Source organism: Desulfovibrio sp. (genome assembly GCF_047607245.1).
Taxonomy (GTDB): Bacteria; Desulfobacterota; Desulfovibrionia; order Desulfovibrionales; family Desulfovibrionaceae; genus Desulfovibrio.
In genome coordinates this window covers 1-17,622 of the sequence record NZ_JASGDK010000088.1, presented here as the reverse complement: position 1 = coordinate 17,622, position 17,622 = coordinate 1, and the positions used below count along the sequence as shown (strand labels likewise).

The window sequence follows — 17,622 nt, the reverse complement described above, 5'->3', positions numbered from 1 at the left end:
TTTGGCAAGGCGCGATCTTTTTTTGAAGCAGAAGTGGACTCTTCCGTCCTCGACTTTTTCAAAAAAGTGAAGCAACGCTGCCAGGCGGAATAAACCAGCCTTTCCCTTATTGTATGCCCAGCTTGCGCATGCGGTGCTGCAAGGTCGAGCGCGGCACATCAAGCAATGCGGCGGCGCCGCCAGGGCCGGAAAGTTTGCCCCCGCTGAGGCGCAACGCTTTTTCAATATGCGCTTTTTCATTTGCTTCAAGCGTGGGCAAAGCCGGCAAGACGCCAGTATTTTCTGCCGCTGGCTGAGGCACAATAGGCACCTGCCAGCCGCCGGAAGGCGGGCCAGGGGGCGAGGTGACCGTCGGAACCGTTGGACCGGAGGCGCTGCCTTCTGCCGGAATTTTCCACAGATGCAGGGCTTCTGCCGCAAAACTGTCGGTTATGGGGCCGTCCAGAGTCTGGAGCAGCAGACGGCTCACCACGTTTCGCAGTTCGCGCGTATTGCCGGGCCAGCGGTGCTCATACAGGGCTTCCATAACAGAACGAGAAAGCTTTGGCGGCGTTATTTCGTATTCTTTGGCGAATTGCTGCACAAAATGATCAACAAACAAGGGAATATCGTTCTTTCTTTCACGAAGCGGAGGCATCCGCAGCACAACTGACCCAAGGCGGTAGTACAGGTCACGGCGCAGACGGCCCTCGTCCATAGCTGCCCCAAGATCTATATTGGTGGCGGACATGACACGTATATCAACGCCAATAGGAGAAGCTTCACCCACACGCTCAAAAGAATTTTCTTCAAGCACCTGCAAAAGCTTGCTTTGCATCTCGGGCGCGAGTTCGCCTATCTCGTCCAGAAAAAGTGTTCCCCCCTGGGCCAGCTCCACACGGCCCATGCGCTTGCTGGTGGCTCCGGTAAAAGCCCCCTTGGCATAACCGAACATTTCACTTTCAAACAGGGTCGGGGGCAGGGAAGGGCAGTTGACCTTCACAAAATTGCTTCCCCGGCGTGGGCTGTGCCGATGCAGCCAACGGGCCATCATGCTTTTGCCCGTTCCTGTTTCGCCCACGATCATTACAGAAATATGCAGCTTGGCCACCTTGCGGGCCAAGGCCATAAGCCTTTGCATGTCAGGGGTTTCAAGCAAATTGGACGACAGCAGGATACTGCCCGTAGTATCAATATCGGGAGTTTGCGGCACGGCAGCATGCGCGGCCCGGGCCTTTTCAAGGCGCTCTTCAGACAACACGGCAAAAAGAAAAGTGGACAGCACCGGGCTCAATTCCAGTAGCACATTGAGAATCTGCACAATATTTTCAGGCGGTTTCACAAAAGAGACGTGCAGGGTGCCGATAACCTCGCCACTTACAATGAGGGGCAGGGCAATGGTTGAATTGAGCCCCACCGTAGAAAGCGGCATGGGCGAATCACCGAAATCATGACTTGCCAGATCATTGATGACCACAGGCTTGCGCGAAGCAATGGCAAGCCCGGCCACAGTGTTCTGGGCAATGCGGGTGTTGGAGAGCGATTCCACCACGGTGCCGTCGGCCGCAGTAAAAAGATTGAGAAATTCCCTCTCTGCATCATAAAGATTGATACAGAAGCGGTCATAGTGAAACAAAACGCGTAGCTGCTTTGCCAGCATGCGAAAAAAAGCATTACGGTCCATTTTTCCCACAACCAGCCGGGCCAGATGATGTACGACCTGGCCTACTGTCTGGGAAGGATTACTTAAACCATCTGCCGAAATCTCGTAGGGCATAACTCACCTCTGCCCACATTTAATCATTCTATTGCCCAAATACAAGCAGTTTTACCCAAAATGGGCATTATTAATTGATCAACCAATCAACATTGTGAAAAAAAATCCTTATATGGCGCTAATTACCCACCTAGTTACTATTTTGGCATGCACCTTGCTAATACCTGATCAAGACTAGGGTACAACAAGTGATCAAATTGCATATACGGCGTAATACAAGCATTTTGCCTTGTATTTAAATACACCGAAAATGCATATGTGCATAAAAAGTATGCAATTAGTGATCTCTTGTACATTAATCTACGTTTTATTACTACCATACTATCTAAGGAGACAAGTATGACAACCCACTTTGTGGTGCATGAACCCGGCGACAGCGTCGGCGTGGTCGTGGTTGAAGGCGTCAAGAAGGGCGACCAACTCAACGGCTGGGTAATGGACGGCGACACCACCTTGGTGTTTGAAACCCTGAGCGACATTCCGATCGGTCACAAAATTGCCCTTCAGGATCTTGCTGAAGGCGACACCGTTATCAAATACGGCACCGACATCGGCAAGGTGGTCAAGCCCATCAAGCGTGGCGAGCACCTGCATGTGCACAACGTCAAAACCAAGAGGTGGTAAACCAATGAATAAGACAATTATGGGCTACCGCCGCGAAAATGGCCGCGTGGGCATCCGTAACCATGTGATCATTCTGCCTTTGGACGACCTTTCCAACGCCGCTTGCGAAGCCGTGGCCAACAACATCAAGGGCACTATGGCCCTGCCCCACGCTTATGGCCGCCTGCAGTTCGGTGAAGACCTCGACCTGCATTTCCGCACCCTTATCGGCACGGGCAGCAACCCCAACGTGGCCGCCGTTGTCGTTATCGGCATCGAGCCCGTTTGGACCCAGCGCGTGGTTGACGGTATTGCCAAAACTGGCAAGCCTGTTGTGGGCTTCGGCATTGAACAGCACGGCGACCTGGAAACCATCCGCGCCGCTTCCCTCAAAGCCAAAGAATTTGTCCACTACGCCACCGAACTGCAGCGCACCGAATGCAGCCTTGACGAACTGTGGGTTTCCACCAAGTGCGGCGAATCCGACACCACTTCCGGTATTGCCGCCAACCCCACCGTTGGTAACGCTTTCGACAAACTGTGGGAAGCCGGCGCCACCACCCTGTTCGGTGAAACCACCGAAATCACTGGCGGCGAACATCTGGTCATGGCCCGCTGTGCCAATGACGACGTGCGCTCCAAGTTCAAGGCTTTCTTTGACCGCTACGCCAAGCTTGTTGACGACAACAAGACCAACGACCTTTGCGACTCCCAGCCCACCAAGGGCAACATCGAAGGCGGCCTGACCACCATCGAAGAAAAAGCTCTTGGCAACATCCAGAAGATCGGCCGCAAGGCTCCGGTCATCGGCTGCCTCGACAAGGCCGAAACCCCCACCGGCCCCGGCCTGTGGTTCATGGACTCCTCTTCCGCCGCAGCCGAAATGGTCACCCTGTGCGCTGCCTCCGGATTTGTGGCCCACTTCTTCCCCACCGGCCAGGGCAACATCATCGGCAACCCCATCCTGCCCGTGATCAAACTGTCGGCCAACCCCCGCACCGTGCGTACCATGAACGAACATGTCGACGTGGACGTTTCCGGCCTGCTGCGCCGCGAAATCAACATGGATCAGGCTGGCGACATGCTGCTTGAAATGCTCGTTCGCACCTGCAACGGCCGTAACACCGCGGCTGAAGCTCTGGGTCATCGTGAATTTATCATGACCCGTCTGTACGAAAGCGCATAAAGGATTACTTAAGAGCCGGCGCCGGTAAAAACCCCGGCGTCGGCCCTTCGTCCTTTCGGGCGCAATGCCAAATGCAATGCCGCAAGCTGGTAGCGCCCCCCCCATACACTACCTGTGTTTGAGGTAAATATGTCAAAGAAAATATTTTCTACGCTTTATTTCAAAGTGCTTTTGGGCATCGCCCTCGGCATTGCGTTTGGATTCATTCAGCCTGATATTGCCGTAAAACTCAAACCGCTCGGCGACGTCTTCATCAATTTGATCAAGATGATCATTACGCCCGTTATCTTCTGTACGGTTGCCGTGGGCATTGCCCGTATGGAAAGCCTTAAGGCTGTTGGTCGCGTTGGCGGTAAAACACTGCTTTATTTCGAAATTGTCACTACTCTTGCACTGTTTATCGGCCTTGTTGTCGTGCATTTCGTCCAGCCCGGCGCCGGCATCCATGCCGACCCCGCCACTATGGACGCCTCTGCTCTGGGCAAGTTCGCGCATGCCAAACAACAGACCACCCAGGAATTCCTCATGGGCATCATCCCCCACAGCGTGGTGGGTGCCTTTGCTGAAGGAAATCTTCTGCAGGTGCTTCTGTTCTCCGTGCTTTTCGGCATGAGCCTTTCCCACATGGGCGAAAAGCCCAAGATGGCCATTCTCGGCACGCTTGACCGTTTCAGCAACGCCTTCCTCGGTGTGGTTAACCTGATCATGAAGCTTGCGCCCATCGGTGCATTCGGCGCTATCACGTTTACCATCGGCAAGTACGGCGTGGGCGCTCTGGCCTCACTGGGCAAGCTTGTGGCCTGCCTTTACATTACAAGCGCGCTCTTCGTTATCATTATTCTGGGCCTTGTCTGCAAATTCTCCGGCATCAACATCTGGCAGCTTATCAAGTACATGAAGGAAGAAATCTTCATCACGCTTGGCACCGCCAGCACTGAAGCCGTTCTGCCCCGCAGCATGGAAAAGATGGAAGCCCTCGGCATCAAGAAGTCCGTTGTGGGCCTCGTGTTCCCCACTGGCTACTCCTTCAACCTTGACGGTGCTGCCATCTATCTTACCATGGCCGCTTCCTTCATCGCCCAGGCTATGGACATCCATCTGGATCTCCAGCACCAGATCACGCTGATGCTCGTCCTGCTGCTGACCTCCAAAGGCGGCGCGGGTGTTGCCGGCGCGGCTCTTATTGCCCTGGCAGCTACCCTGTCGGCCACCAATATCATTCCTGTGGTCGGTATGACCCTGGTTATCGGTATTGACCGCATTCTTAACGAAATGCGCGCCGTGGTTAACCTCATCGGCAACTGTGTGGCCACCGTGGCCATCGGCCGCTGGGAAAAATCCATTGACCTTGACCGCGCCAACCTCGTGCTCAGCGGCAAGGTTGATGTGGAAGATCTGCTGGACAAGGACGTGGACCTCGACGTCATCGACAATGCTTCCCCGGTTGCCGCGCCGCAACCTGGCAAGTAGGGCAACTCACTCCTCCATGCCCAATTGAGTGCGCCCATCCGTCAACGTTCGCCATACCGACGGATGGGCGCAAAATTTTCAACAAAAGCTCCGCTAAGGCTCATCTCATGCGTTTTGTCATCAACCGCCAGTTCGACCGCCTGCCTGCCGGAATCATAAATCAGTATTCCAACCTCGCGGTTGCCGACATCTGCGATGCCTTGGGCCGCAACGCTGCCTTTCCGTCAGCTCTCAAGCCTCTGGGCGTCAGCCGCATACTTGGTTCGGCCTACACGGTGAACCTGCCTGCCAGCGAAAATCTGTTGCTGTATTACGCGGTCGACAATGCCAACCCCGGCGATGTGCTTGTGGTGTCGTGCGGGGCATATGAAGAACGCGCAGTCTGCGGAGAAATAATGGCCAATCTGGCCATGAAGCGCGGACTGGCCGGGTTTGTTATCGACGGAGCCGTACGGGACGCACGTGCGCTGAAAGAGCTGCCTTTTCCCGTATACGCACGCTCCGTCTCTCCCAATGGTCCTTACAAAGACACCTGCGGCGAAATAAACGTGCCCATCAGTATTGGTAACGTGGTCATAAACCCCGGCGACATAATTGTGGCTGATGACGACGGAATCGTGGCCGTGCGCGCCGAAGAAGCTGAAGGACTGGCTGCGCAGGCTGAGAAAATTACTGCCGACGGGCTGGAAAAACTGCGCCGCATTGAAGAGCGGGGTACTCTGGATTTCACCTGGCTGTACGAAAAACTCAGAAGATCCTGCTGCACCATCAACAACGGCTGCTAAATTTTTTTGATTTTCGGGAAGTGGCGTAAGGAAAGGGCAATAGCCTGGCAACAGGCCTTAACTGCAAAACGCTGGCAAACATACGGCACAGGCCGCAATAAACAGTTTTTTAAATAAAACATTCTTCCGGCCCTGAACGCCGCGCTCCTTATCATTGCTCTTTTATCCATATCCCCAAGAAAGCACTGGCAGATACGGCAATGATGCGGCGCTGATTCGCCAGAGGCAAGAAACCCCGGCTTGACCGGGGTTTCTTAATTTTTATGCAGACGGACGCGTCAGTCGATGGGATGCCCCGCCGCGCGGTATTCATTGAGCTTGTTGCGCAGGGTGCGTACTGAAATGCCCAGAAGGTCGGCAGCCTGTGTCCGGTTGCCCGATGTGGCTTCCAGCCCCTTGAGGATCATTATGCGCTCCATTTCGTGCAAAGGTATAACAGCACCGCCGGATACGTTTGCAGAGGCCTGAGGCGCGACGTATGCGCCTTCTCGGGCGTCCTGAGTATCTGCCGCATCAAACGAATGTGCAGTGTCCTGAACAGGCCGTGTTGCGCCAAATTCGGCTGTGCCCACTGCCGTCTCATCAGAAACAAATTCCGCCTCGTCTTCTTCAAACAACGGCCAGTCGTCATTTTCCAGCAAAAAGTGGCGCGGTTCTATGGGGCGGCCGTTAGCCAGAAGCACGGCGCGCTCCATCAAGTTCTGTAACTCACGCACATTACCGGGAAAATCATAGCCGCGCAGCCAGTCAACGGCGCTCTGAGACAGGGCAGCCTGAGGCAACTGGTATTCGCGCACATACATGTCCATGAAAAAATGGGCCAGTTCAAGCACATCATCGCAGCGTTCGCGCAATGAAGGCAGGCGCAGAGGAATGACATTGAGCCTGAAATAGAGGTCCTGACGGAACTTGCCCTGCTTGACCCAATCTTCAAGATCGCGGTTTGTTGTGGCCAGCACGCGCACATCCACCTTGAGAGTTTCCGTGCCGCCCACGCGGTCCACCTCGCCCTCCTGAAGCACGCGCAACAGCTTGGCCTGCAAAGCCATATCCATTTCAGAAATTTCGTCCAGCAGCAGGGTGCCGCCGTCAGCCAGCTCGAACTTGCCGGGCTTGCGGGCTATGGCTCCGGTAAAAGCGCCCTTTTCATGCCCGAAAAGCTCGCTTTCAAGAAGATGTTCCGGCAGAGCAGCGCAGTTGACTGCCACAAAGGCCTTGTCCCCGCGCTTGCTCATAGCATGCAGGTAGCGGGCGAACATTTCCTTGCCCGTGCCCGATTCGCCGGTAATGAGCACCGTGGCTTTTGATCCGGCTACCTGACGGGCCAGTTGCAGCACCCTGACCATAGCCTGATGCCTGCCCACAATGCGCGGTCCGGTTGTATTCACATAGTGGGGTTTTCGCCCGCCAAGTGTGGACGTAGAGGGCGCTGCGGCCTTGCGTGATGCCGAGTTGCCCACGGAGCGGGCAACAGCCACAATGCGTTCCACATCAAGAGGCTCCAGCCAGTAATCCTGCGCCCCAAGACTCATGAGGCGCTCGGCTTCGTCAGCTGTTCCCTTGTCGGTAATAACGATCACCGGTGGAAAATTGGGATCTTCGGCTCCCACAGCCAGAAGATCTTCCACCCGAAAGCCGGGCAGGGAAGGACGCGCAAAAATAATCCCCGGGCCGGATTTGCGGATAAATACGGAGGCACCCTTGAGATTTTCAGCAATACCAAGTTCATACCCGGCATCACGCAGGGCAGGAAAGACCGTAGTTACAGCCTGGGCAGGAGTGAGAAATAGCAGACGGCGCGTCAACATGGTTTTTTCTTACCGTGTAGCGCGATACAATGCAACCAACTGACGCCAAAAGACATTAAAACTGTGCAGGGTTGCAATACGGCATAGCTGTCACAGACACGCATGTTCTTTTTACAGACCAGTGAAACAGGGCTTTATACACGTCAAACTAGCTGGCTCTGAAAGGGCAGGTTAATTTTTAAAACGCTCCAGAATGACCATGCAACAATGCTGACAATATCCGAAGCCTGCCGTATATAAAACACATGTCCAACATCCAATTACTGAAAATTCTGGAAGAAGTGGCCGCTGGAGGGCTGAAGCCTGAAACAGCTCTGGACCTTCTTGGAACGCAAGCCGTGCGCGATACGCTGCATGCCCTTACCCTTGACCCACAGCGAATGCTGCGCACCAGCCTTTCCGAGGTTGTTCTGGCCCAGGGCAAGAGCGACGGCGCACTGCTGGCGGCTGTTGAAGGTCTGGCACGGCACGGTGAGGTGTTGGTCAGCCGGGTGACTCCTGCTCAGGCAGCCCTGCTTGAAGAACGTTTTTCGGTGGGCCACTACTGGCCCGATGCCCGTCTGTTTTCCCTGGGTGGAGCATCAGGTTTTGCCAAAGCAATGAAGGCTCCCTGGCCGCTTGCCGGGGAAGTACTCGTAGTTACCGCAGGTGCGGCTGATCTTCCCGTTGCGCTTGAAGCATACTGTTCTCTTGCGTTCTGGGGCAAGGAATGCGGGTTGATAACAGATGTAGGCGTGGCCGGCCTCGACAGGCTTACAGTACACGTTGAAGCCCTGCGCAAGGCCCGTATCATCATTACTGTTGCCGGTATGGAAGGGGCATTGCCCGGAGTGCTGGCAGGTCTTGTATCCTGCCCGGTTCTGGCAGTACCCACATCTGTGGGCTATGGCATCGGGGCAGGGGGCTTTGCGGCGCTTTCAACCATGCTCAGCACCTGCGTGCCCGGCGTGGCTACCCTCAATATCGATAATGGCTTTGGCGCTGCGGCCTTTGCCGCAAAATTGCTGAACAGGGCATAGACTACTGGAATTATTTATAAAGATAGATACTCTTTTGAAGTAAGGCTTATTCCCCACACTGTTTTGCCTAAGCCATCTATTATTCAGCTTTATCACAAAAAATTTCTGCCCGGAAACTGCTTTCCTCGGGCATATTCACATTAAAATCCTGCTCTGCGTGAATTCAAATAACCGTTTCAGTGGTTCATCAGACAAAACAGACAGTGCCGCCATCAAGCTCAACGGACTTGGTGGCGGCACTGTCTGTATATTAGTTACGCTGGTATCAGGCCCAGCCGCTGGTGACGGCTCCCAGACCAAGCATGTTGGCGGTGGCCATTCTGAATTGCGTCTGCATGAAAGACTGGGCACTTTCCTTTGACAAAAGCTGATCCGAAGCAGCTGTTCCGTCTATTATGACGGAAGGCGCATAGGAAGTAACATCTGTTGTATCTGGCGGTGTGTTCTGAACCACCACAGTCAGACCAGACATAGGTTCGAAGTACATCATGGCAGCCCTCCTTGCGGGGTGGCGTCAATATCAGCGGCGACCCTTCTGGGCGGGTTTCTTTTTTTCCTTTTCCACAGGCTTTTCAGGAGCGGTAACCGGCACATCCGGCACCAGACTGTCAGCCTCATACTCGGAAAGGTTTTTCTCGCCCTTGAGATAGGCCAGCTCAAGAGCCATTATCTTTTCAAACTCTGCCATCGCCTTACGCGCTACAGGCTCGCCACGCGGGTTGATGGCCTTGGTGGGATCAATAAACTTGCCGTTCTGGCGGAGCCTGAAATCCAGATGCGGCCCCGTTGCCAGACCAGTGCTGCCCACGAATCCTATGACCTGTCCCTGCCGGACCCGCTGGCCCGTTGCCAGGCCTCGCGCATATCCCGAAAGGTGGGCATACATAGATTCCAGCCCGGCTACGTGCTTGACGATGATCTGGTTGCCATAGCCGCCAGCCCAGCCGCGCTGTGTAACCAGTCCGTCGCCTACAGCCTTTACGGGCGTACCTGTTGGCGCGGCGTAGTCCACGCCATGATGTGCCCGTCTATAATTTAATATGGGGTGCAAACGGCTGTTTGTAAAGCGTGAGCTTATGCGCGTGAAGGCAAGAGGAGCCTGCAACAAGGTTTTACGCAGGTTTTCGCCTTTGCGGTTGTAATATTCAGCCCTTTGGCTGCCGTCACGAAACAGGTAGGCTTCGTAGGTTTTTCCCTTGTTGGTGAAGTGGGCGGCCAGAATGCGGCCGTAGCCCTTGTACTCGCTGTCGCGATAGCGTTTTTCCACCAGGACGGAAAAAGAGTCACCTGACTGAAGGTCGCGAATGAAATTCACTTCAGAACCAAAAAGATCTGCCAGCTTGAGCGCCATTTGCGGGTTTTCGCCAATGTCGGCCACAGCCTGAAAAAGGTTGTCATTGATGGTGGCTTCAACAGAAGCCAGCAAGACAACATATTCAATAGGCTCCACCCTTGCGGCAGGATTTTCCGTGCCCTCAACCACAAGACGGCGGCGGCTGTCTATTTCGTATTCAAAGCGCTTAACCTGCCCGGTTTCCTTGTCTGTCACAACAATATAGGGCTGGCCTTCGCGGAAGGAACGCATGGAAAAAACCTGCCGTGCGGCACTGACGTACTGGTTTACTCCCTGTCCCCCGGCGCTTTCCAAGACCTTGCTGACCGTATCGCCTTTTTCAAAGGTTCCTTTGGTAACAGCTTCGCCGGGTGCAGCGCCTTCATCAGCAGCATCGGCAGCAGCATCAGCATTGGCTGTAGCGCCGTCGGCGCTCTGGCCTGCAACGTTATCTGTGGCAGTATCTGCAGAAGTATCTGTTTTTTCTGAAGGGGAAGAGTCGGCGGAGGTAGAATCTGTGGCAGTGGAGCCTTCAGCTTCTGAAGTGGGAGATTGAGACGCGTGCGTGCTGGCGGAACTTTCACCAGCGCTGTCTGTAGTGCCTGATCCTGCCGCTGTGGTTTGTTGCTGCTCTGGGCCGTTGCCGGAAATGCCTAATAGCCCCGTATGGCGCGCCAAAACAAAACCCAGCAACGCCAGAAGCAAGACCCCTACCAACCATAGTCTTTTCATCGTGAACCCCATTGGAAGCTTATACGCATGGGGGCCTGCCTTGTCCAGTTCTGCAAATTTGTTCCTGCTGTATCTTCTTTTTGATAATTATATTGTCTATATTACATTAATAATCATAATTATTATTCTATATTTATTATTGATCAGTGAGAGCCCGCACTTCCCCACAGACACATATGGATCACATTATTGTTCAAATGAGTCGCAGCAGACAAAAACAGTGCAGTTTTCCACAGTTGTCCACAAGGACGGCTGTTTGCAGGCCATGATGGACCTCTTGTTTGCGTTCATCTTTTGTGTTATGAATACCCCTTGTTCCTGTACGGCGAAAGCCGGAAAAAACGGGCCTGAAAATGGCCGCGGAAAAGTCTTTATCCACAGGGCGCGCCCTGAGTGGACACAGAACCACAGAGCTATGCTGAAAAACGAGTTGCGGGATATACTGGCCGAAAACCAGACCATTACAGGAGAAACATCCTGGCTGGACAGCCTTACACTGCGCCAGGAAGAAAACACACTGAAAGTGGTTTTTCCGCACATGTATTTCGCGGCCTGGTTCAGCCAGCACAAACGCGCCGCCTTTGAAGAAGCCGTTAACCGCCATTTTAATGAGCAGCAGGCAAGTCCGGCGCCGCAGATAGTTTATGAGCGCACTTCTGCCAGTGCCCGGGACGTGGCAACCGTCATGCCCGCAAGCCGCAGTTCCCTTTCGTACAGTGCTGAAAGCGAGGGCCCGCAGGACGATCCTTTTGCCGGATTTATTTTTAACGGCAAAAATACCTTTCCTCTGGCTACAGCCAAAGAAATTTCCGGAAACACCAATACCACAGCCTACAATCCTTTTCTGGTCTGCGGGCGAAGCGGCACTGGCAAAAGCCTTCTTTTACAGTCAATGGCAACCACGCTGGCGCGCACAACTGATGCAGCGCGTATGGTCTGCACCAATCCCGCCCGCTTTTTTTCTGAAGACACTGCCTGGGCCAAAAGCCCCGAGCTTTTCTGGCAGCGTTATGACGTGCTGATGCTGGACGATATACAGGACATGTCCAGCCACAGCGGCTGGCAGAATAAGCTCGTGGCCTGTATGGACGCCTGCCCGGGCAGACAGGAAAACACCTCGTCTCCTGAACGCCAGCAGGTTGTTCCGGTAACAGGCACAACGGCTTTTCACAGTAACAGAAAAAGAAGAGCCAGCCCCCGCATGATTTTTGCCTGCTCCGGGCAGACACAGACCCTCAGGGCGCTGGACGAACGCCTGCGTTCCCGGCTTGAGAGCGGTCTTGTGGTGGAATTGATGGAGCCTGACCTGGATGTACGCCTGCGTTACCTGCAGCTCATGTGCAAAGAACGCCGCCTGCCCCTCACAAGGGAACAGCTGCTCTTTCTTGCGCAGCGTTGTTCGCAATTTCGTCTTTTGCAGGGTCTTATTCTCAAGGTTGGAGCATATTGCGCTGTCAAAGGGCTTAATCTGACCCAGACTGACCTTGAAAACATTGTGCGTACTGGCGTTGCTGAAAAAATGCCGGGCTGCAGAGAAATTCTCGCCGAAGTGGCGAAGGGTCTCAACCTCAAGCCTGACGACGTGCTCGGCGGCAAACGGCGGCCAGACCTTGTGCTGGCAAGGCAGATAGCCATGTATGTATGCCGTCAGAAACTGGGACTTTCCTACCCGGAACTGGGCAGGGCATTTGGCGGACGTGACCATAGTACAGTCATCCATGCCATTAAAAAGATTAACAAACTTCTAGTTAGTGACAAAAGGGTACAGAAGTTAGTGACAGAGTTTGAAATGAAAACCCCCTGACCGTCCAGAAGGGCCATCAGCCTTGGCGGTTGTTACTGACGTTCCTTGGGAGCACGTTGGGATGTTCCATAAAAAATTCAATCTTTACAAAGCGTTTTATAAATTACGAACAAAGAAACAAGGCTAATAATAGTTAAGGAAAGAATTTATGAAATTAACTGTTAATAAAGAACAAATCATTGAAGGCCTGTTGAAGGCTGTTGCCATTATTCCTGCCAAGGCAGGTGCGCAGTATCTGCGTTCTATCTGGCTCAAGGCTGAAGAGGGCGGGCTTTCCGTCATGTCCACTGACGCCAACATTGAGTTCACTGGCCGTTATCAGGCTGAAGTGGCGCAACCCGGCCTTATAGGCGTACAGGGCAGAGCCTTTGTGGATCTGGTGCGTCAGCTGCCTTCTGGGGTGCTGCATCTTTCTCTTGATGAAGCTTCGGGCAACCTGCTTATTGAACAGGGACGTCGTTCCTACAAGCTTCCTGTGAGCGGGGCAGAGTGGTTTCAGAATTTTTCCACCTTTCCTGACGAGAATACCGTAACTTGGTCTGGCGATTTTCTTCAGGACCTGCTGGACAAGGTGACCTTCTGCATCAGCGAAGACGACGCAATGGACGCCATTGCCTGCCTGTGCATGAAGCCCAAGGGCAACGGGCGTATCGACGTTTGCGGCCTTAACGGCCATCAGTTCGCTCTTGTGTCCTTTACGCACGACGAACTGGCCGAGCGCCTGCCTGAAGAAGGCATTCTCATCCAGAAGAAGTACCTTCAGGACATCAAGAAATGGCTGGGCGTGGACGAAATTGAGCTGAACATCACTGAAAAGCGCCTTTACCTCCGCAGCCTTGGCAAGGCCGAGACCTTGAGCCTGCCCCGGGCTGCCCACCAGTACCCGGACTACAATATCTTCATGAGCAAGCTGGCCAGCGGCGACATGCATCCTATGACGCTTGAGCGCAAGGAAGCTATGGAAGCTCTGGGCCGCATACTCATCTTTAATACAGAAAGCGACCGTTGCACCTATATGGACCTTTCCGCCAGCGAAGCCCTGCTTTCTGCTCAGGGTCAGGACGTGGGCTCTGCCAACGAAAGCCTTGAAGTTACCTATGGCGGCGATATCAAGCGTATCGCCTTTCCCACACGCAGCCTTATGGATGTGTTGTCCCACTTCGTGTCCGCCAAGATCGACATGATGCTTACCGGAGCGGAAGGCCCTTGCGGCATACGCGGCGCGGACGACCCGGACTACACAGTTATTATCATGCCCATGAAGGTTTCTGAAACGACCTACTATAGCGAGGAAGACGTTTAATGGCTCCCCAAACCCCCGGTAACGGCGGCTACAACGCCTCTTCCATTACCATTCTGGAAGGGCTCTCTGCCGTGCGCAAGCGCCCGGCCATGTACATTGGTTCCACAGACACGCGTGGCCTGCACCACCTGGTTTACGAAGTGGTGGACAACTCCATTGACGAAGCCATGGCTGGCTACTGCTCGCGGGTTACCGTCATCCTGCACGCTGACAACAGCGTTACCGTGCGCGACGATGGCCGCGGCATTCCTGTGGATATTCATCCCAAGGAAGGCGTGCCTGCTGTTCAGGTTGTCATGACCAAACTGCATGCCGGCGGCAAGTTTGACAATTCCAGCTACAAGGTGTCTGGCGGTCTGCACGGCGTCGGCGTTTCCTGCGTGAACGCCCTTTCCGAAGAACTGACAGTGACTGTGCGCCGTGACGGCAAGCGTTACCGCCAGCATTATTCACGGGGTATTCCCCAGGACGAACTGACAGTTATCAGCGAAGGCGTTGACGGCCACGGTACCACCGTGCGCTTCAAGCCGGACGAAGAAATATTTGAAGTCTCTGAATTTTCTTACGATACGCTCAAAAAGCGCTTTGAAGAGCTGGCCTATCTCAACAAGGGCCTGACCATTGAATGCATTGACGAGCGCATCGGCGAAACCCACGTTTTTCATGCAGAAGGCGGCATTCGCCAGTTTGTGGGTGATCTCAATTCCGGCGAGCAGGGCATTCATCCCATCATTTTCGGCGAAGGCTTTGTTGAAAGCGTCACCGTTGATTTTGCCCTTCAGTACAATGCCGGGTACAAGGAAAATATCCTTACCTTTGCCAACAACATCCGCACCAAGGAAGGCGGCACCCACCTTGTGGGCTTCCGCACGGCCCTTACCCGCGCCATTAACGGCTACATCAAGGGCCAGGCCGACCTTGTAAAAAAGATGAAAAACACCAGTTTGTCTGGTGACGACGTGCGCGAAGGCCTCACTGCGGTTGTCAGCGTCAAGCTGCCTCAGCCGCAGTTTGAAGGGCAGACCAAGACCAAGCTTGGCAACAGTGAAATAGCGGGCATTGTGGCAGGCGCTGTTTATGACCGTCTTACGGTCTATTTTGAAGAAAATCCCAAGGATATCCGGCTTATTATCGACAAGGCCGTGGACGCTGCCCGCGCCCGCGACGCCGCCCGCCGTGCCAAGGAACTGGTACGCCGCAAGGGTGCGCTTTCGGATAACTCCCTGCCGGGCAAACTGGCTGACTGCCAGAGCAAGGATCCTGTTGAATCCGAACTTTTCATCGTGGAAGGTGATTCGGCAGGCGGTTCGGCCAAGCAGGGGCGCAATCCCAAAAATCAGGCCATTTTGCCCCTGCGCGGCAAAATTCTGAATACCGAGCGCACCCGTTTTGACAAAATGCTGGCCAACAAGGAAGTAAAAGCCCTTATTACGGCTATGGGCGCAGGCATTGGCGAGGAAGACACCGACCTCGACAAGCTGCGTTACCACAAGATCATCATCATGACAGACGCCGACGTGGACGGAGCGCATATCCGCACACTGCTGCTGACCTTCTTTTTTCGTCAGTATCAGGAAATGGTGGAGCGCGGCTTTGTCTACATTGCCCAGCCGCCGCTGTACCGTGCGCACAATTCGCGCATGGAAAAGTTCATCAAGGACGATACAGAGCTCAATGCCTTTCTGCTTTCGCGTGTAAGCGAAGACGTGACCATTCTGGCAACCAACGGAAAGGAATACACGGGATCGGACCTTACCGCGCTTGTGGAACGCGTGGAAACCATTGAAGCGCGTCTGAACGATGCTGAAATGAGCGGTATTCCGCGTGACCTCTTCCTGGCCATGAGCACCTATCCCGAACAGATAGACCAGACCATGCTGGAACGGCAGGACACAGGCCTCACTGACTGGCTCAACGAGCGTGGCTATATGCTGACCCTCGAGCACGAAAAAAGTGAAGACGAAGAAGAGCGCATGTTCGCCATATTCGAGAATACCGGGGGCCATCAGACCCGGCGCGGCATGGAATTCTTTGCTTCGCGTCTGTACCGTATAACCTGGCAGCTTTTTGCCGACCTGCGTGAAGAATGCGGCGGTCTTGATTTCAGCATTCGCCGCAAGGATGGCGAAGTACCTGCTGAAAGCCTTGCCGATCTTATCCGCATGGTGCTGGACGAAGCCCGCAGGGGCATCAACATCCAGCGCTACAAGGGTTTGGGTGAAATGAACCCCGAACAGCTCTGGGTGACAACGATGAATCCCGAAAACCGCATTCTTTTACAGGTATCTGTGGAAGACGCCAATGAGGCTTCGGACGCTTTTGTGGAACTTATGGGTGACCGGGTTGAGCCGCGCCGAGAGTTCATCGAGCGTAACGCCCTTGCTGTTCACGATCTGGATATTTAATGGAATAGCATGCTGGAAGTATATATTGTGAGGGGAGGCCCCTGTTGTACTGGCGCCTCTTTTTCATGCTTTCCGGCAGAGTTTTATTTTGTGTGATGCGAAAATATCGACCGCCAGCCGGCTGTTTTCGCAAGTAACGATTGAAAAGGGGTTACGGGGCCTTGTGCCCCGACCGCCAGAGGCGGTCACCCAACTACCCCTCAAAAAAAGCAGTGAGGCCCGCAGTGGCAGAAATGCAGCAGCCGCAGATAAGCATAGAAACAGAACTCCGCAAGTCGTATCTGGAGTATTCCCTTTCGGTCATCATCGGGCGCGCCATTCCCGACGCGCGTGACGGCCTGAAGCCCGTACACAGGCGCATCATGTTCGCCCAGTACGAGCTTGCCAACAACTACAACCGCCCGCATAAAAAATCCGCCCGCGTGGTCGGTGACGTTATCGGTAAATATCACCCCCACGGTGACTCGGCTGTGTATGACGCCCTGGTGCGTATGGCGCAGGAATTTTCCATGCGCGATCCTCTGGTGGACGGGCAGGGCAACTTTGGCTCCATCGACGGCGACGCCCCGGCAGCCATGCGTTACACTGAAGTGCGCATGTCCAAGCTGGCTCAGGAATTTCTGGGCGACCTGGACAAAAACACCGTAGATTTCCGGCCCAACTACGACAATACCTTGCAGGAACCCACGGTTATGCCCAGCAAGGTGCCCAACCTGCTGGTCAACGGCAGCTCGGGTATTGCCGTTGGTATGGCCACCAATATTCCGCCCCACAACCTGGGCGAGCTGTGCGATGCCCTGCAGGTGCTGCTGGACAATCCCCAGTGCAGCGTCGACGATCTTATGGAGCATGTGAAAGGCCCGGACTTTCCCACCAGCGGTTTTGTCTATGCTGGCAAGGGACTTTACGACGCCTACCACACCGGACGCGGTACCGTTAAGGTGCGTGGCCGTATGGAAATCGAAGAGCGCAAGAAGGGTTTTCAATCCATTGTTATCAGAGAAATTCCTTACGGGCTCAACAAGTCTTCGCTGGTGGAAAAAATCGCGGCTCTGGTCAATGACCGCAAGATCGACGGCATCACCGACCTGCGCGACGAATCTGACCGCAAGGGTATCCGCGTGGTTATCGATCTCAAGCGCGGCACCATCCCTGATATCGTCATCAACGGCCTGTACAAGTTCACTCCGCTGGAAACGAGCTTTGGCATCAACATGCTGGCCGTTGTGGACAACCGCCCGCAGCTGCTGAACCTCAAGACAGCCCTGACCTGCTTTGTGGATCACAGGCGTGAAGTGGTCATTCGACGCACGCGGTATGATCTGGAAAAAGCTGAGGCCCGCGCCCATATTCTTGAAGGCCTGCGCGTTGCCATCGACAATATTGACGAGGTTGTGGCTCTTATCCGCGCGTCTGCG

General features: G+C 54.3%; 13 protein-coding genes. 9 read left to right on the top strand and 4 right to left on the bottom strand.

Annotated features, from left to right (window positions below; genetic code table 11):
* Positions 1-106: 106 nt before the first annotated feature.
* The gene (locus QM579_RS06980; protein WP_414998449.1) at positions 107-1,756 is read right to left on the bottom strand and encodes a sigma 54-interacting transcriptional regulator; all 1,650 of its coding nucleotides are present in this window, start codon (positions 1,754-1,756) and stop codon (positions 107-109) included.
* Positions 1,757-2,095: 339 nt separating this feature from the next.
* Here QM579_RS06980 and QM579_RS06975 point away from each other — a divergent pair, with 339 nt between their 5' ends.
* The 4 genes from QM579_RS06975 to QM579_RS06960 all read left to right on the top strand — a co-directional run bounded on the left by QM579_RS06975 (position 2,096) and on the right by QM579_RS06960 (position 5,800).
* Positions 2,096-2,380, top strand: coding sequence for a UxaA family hydrolase (locus QM579_RS06975; protein WP_183720159.1), 285 nt, complete (start codon positions 2,096-2,098; stop codon positions 2,378-2,380).
* 4 nt (positions 2,381-2,384) lie between these two features.
* Positions 2,385-3,545 (top strand): UxaA family hydrolase, encoded by a 1,161-nt coding sequence (locus QM579_RS06970; protein WP_183720162.1) that lies wholly within the window; start codon positions 2,385-2,387, stop codon positions 3,543-3,545.
* A 129-nt stretch (positions 3,546-3,674) separates the two neighbouring features.
* Positions 3,675-5,015 carry a C4-dicarboxylate transporter DctA gene (dctA, locus tag QM579_RS06965; protein WP_414998448.1) on the top strand — a complete coding sequence of 447 codons (1,341 nt, stop codon included), beginning with the start codon at positions 3,675-3,677 and terminating at the stop codon, positions 5,013-5,015.
* A 107-nt stretch (positions 5,016-5,122) separates the two neighbouring features.
* Complete coding sequence (locus QM579_RS06960) at positions 5,123-5,800, top strand: RraA family protein (protein WP_414998447.1); 678 nt, start codon at positions 5,123-5,125, stop codon at positions 5,798-5,800.
* Between the two features lie 278 nt (positions 5,801-6,078).
* Here QM579_RS06960 and QM579_RS06955 read toward each other — a convergent pair whose 3' ends face one another.
* Positions 6,079-7,608 (bottom strand): sigma 54-interacting transcriptional regulator, encoded by a 1,530-nt coding sequence (locus QM579_RS06955; RefSeq protein ID WP_414998446.1) that lies wholly within the window; start codon positions 7,606-7,608, stop codon positions 6,079-6,081.
* Between the two features lie 245 nt (positions 7,609-7,853).
* On the opposite strand from QM579_RS06955, the gene larB reads away from it, so the two are divergent.
* A complete protein-coding gene (larB, locus tag QM579_RS06950; RefSeq protein ID WP_414998445.1) occupies positions 7,854-8,627 on the top strand; it encodes a nickel pincer cofactor biosynthesis protein LarB in 774 nt (257 codons plus the stop codon).
* Positions 8,628-8,892: 265 nt separating this feature from the next.
* On the opposite strand, the gene QM579_RS06945 is transcribed toward larB, so the two are convergent.
* Together QM579_RS06945 and QM579_RS06940 are read right to left on the bottom strand one after the other, a co-directional pair.
* A complete protein-coding gene (locus QM579_RS06945; RefSeq protein WP_414998444.1) occupies positions 8,893-9,117 on the bottom strand; it encodes a hypothetical protein in 225 nt (74 codons plus the stop codon).
* A 30-nt stretch (positions 9,118-9,147) separates the two neighbouring features.
* A complete protein-coding gene (locus tag QM579_RS06940; RefSeq protein WP_414998443.1) occupies positions 9,148-10,692 on the bottom strand; it encodes a peptidoglycan DD-metalloendopeptidase family protein in 1,545 nt (514 codons plus the stop codon).
* A 415-nt stretch (positions 10,693-11,107) separates the two neighbouring features.
* Between QM579_RS06940 and QM579_RS06935 the strand changes: the two genes are divergently transcribed.
* The 4 genes from QM579_RS06935 to QM579_RS06920 form a co-directional block, all read left to right on the top strand.
* A complete protein-coding gene (locus tag QM579_RS06935) occupies positions 11,108-12,496 on the top strand; it encodes a helix-turn-helix domain-containing protein (RefSeq protein ID WP_414998442.1) in 1,389 nt (462 codons plus the stop codon).
* 148 nt (positions 12,497-12,644) lie between these two features.
* Positions 12,645-13,799, top strand: coding sequence for a DNA polymerase III subunit beta (gene dnaN, locus QM579_RS06930; RefSeq protein ID WP_414998441.1), 1,155 nt, complete (start codon positions 12,645-12,647; stop codon positions 13,797-13,799).
* Complete coding sequence (gyrB, locus tag QM579_RS06925; protein ID WP_414998440.1) at positions 13,799-16,204, top strand: DNA topoisomerase (ATP-hydrolyzing) subunit B; 2,406 nt, start codon at positions 13,799-13,801, stop codon at positions 16,202-16,204. The genes dnaN and gyrB overlap by 1 nt, the downstream gene beginning before the upstream one ends.
* Before the next feature lie 233 nt (positions 16,205-16,437).
* The coding region (locus tag QM579_RS06920) for a DNA gyrase subunit A (protein ID WP_414998479.1) at positions 16,438-17,622 on the top strand (1,185 nt) is incomplete at its 3' end.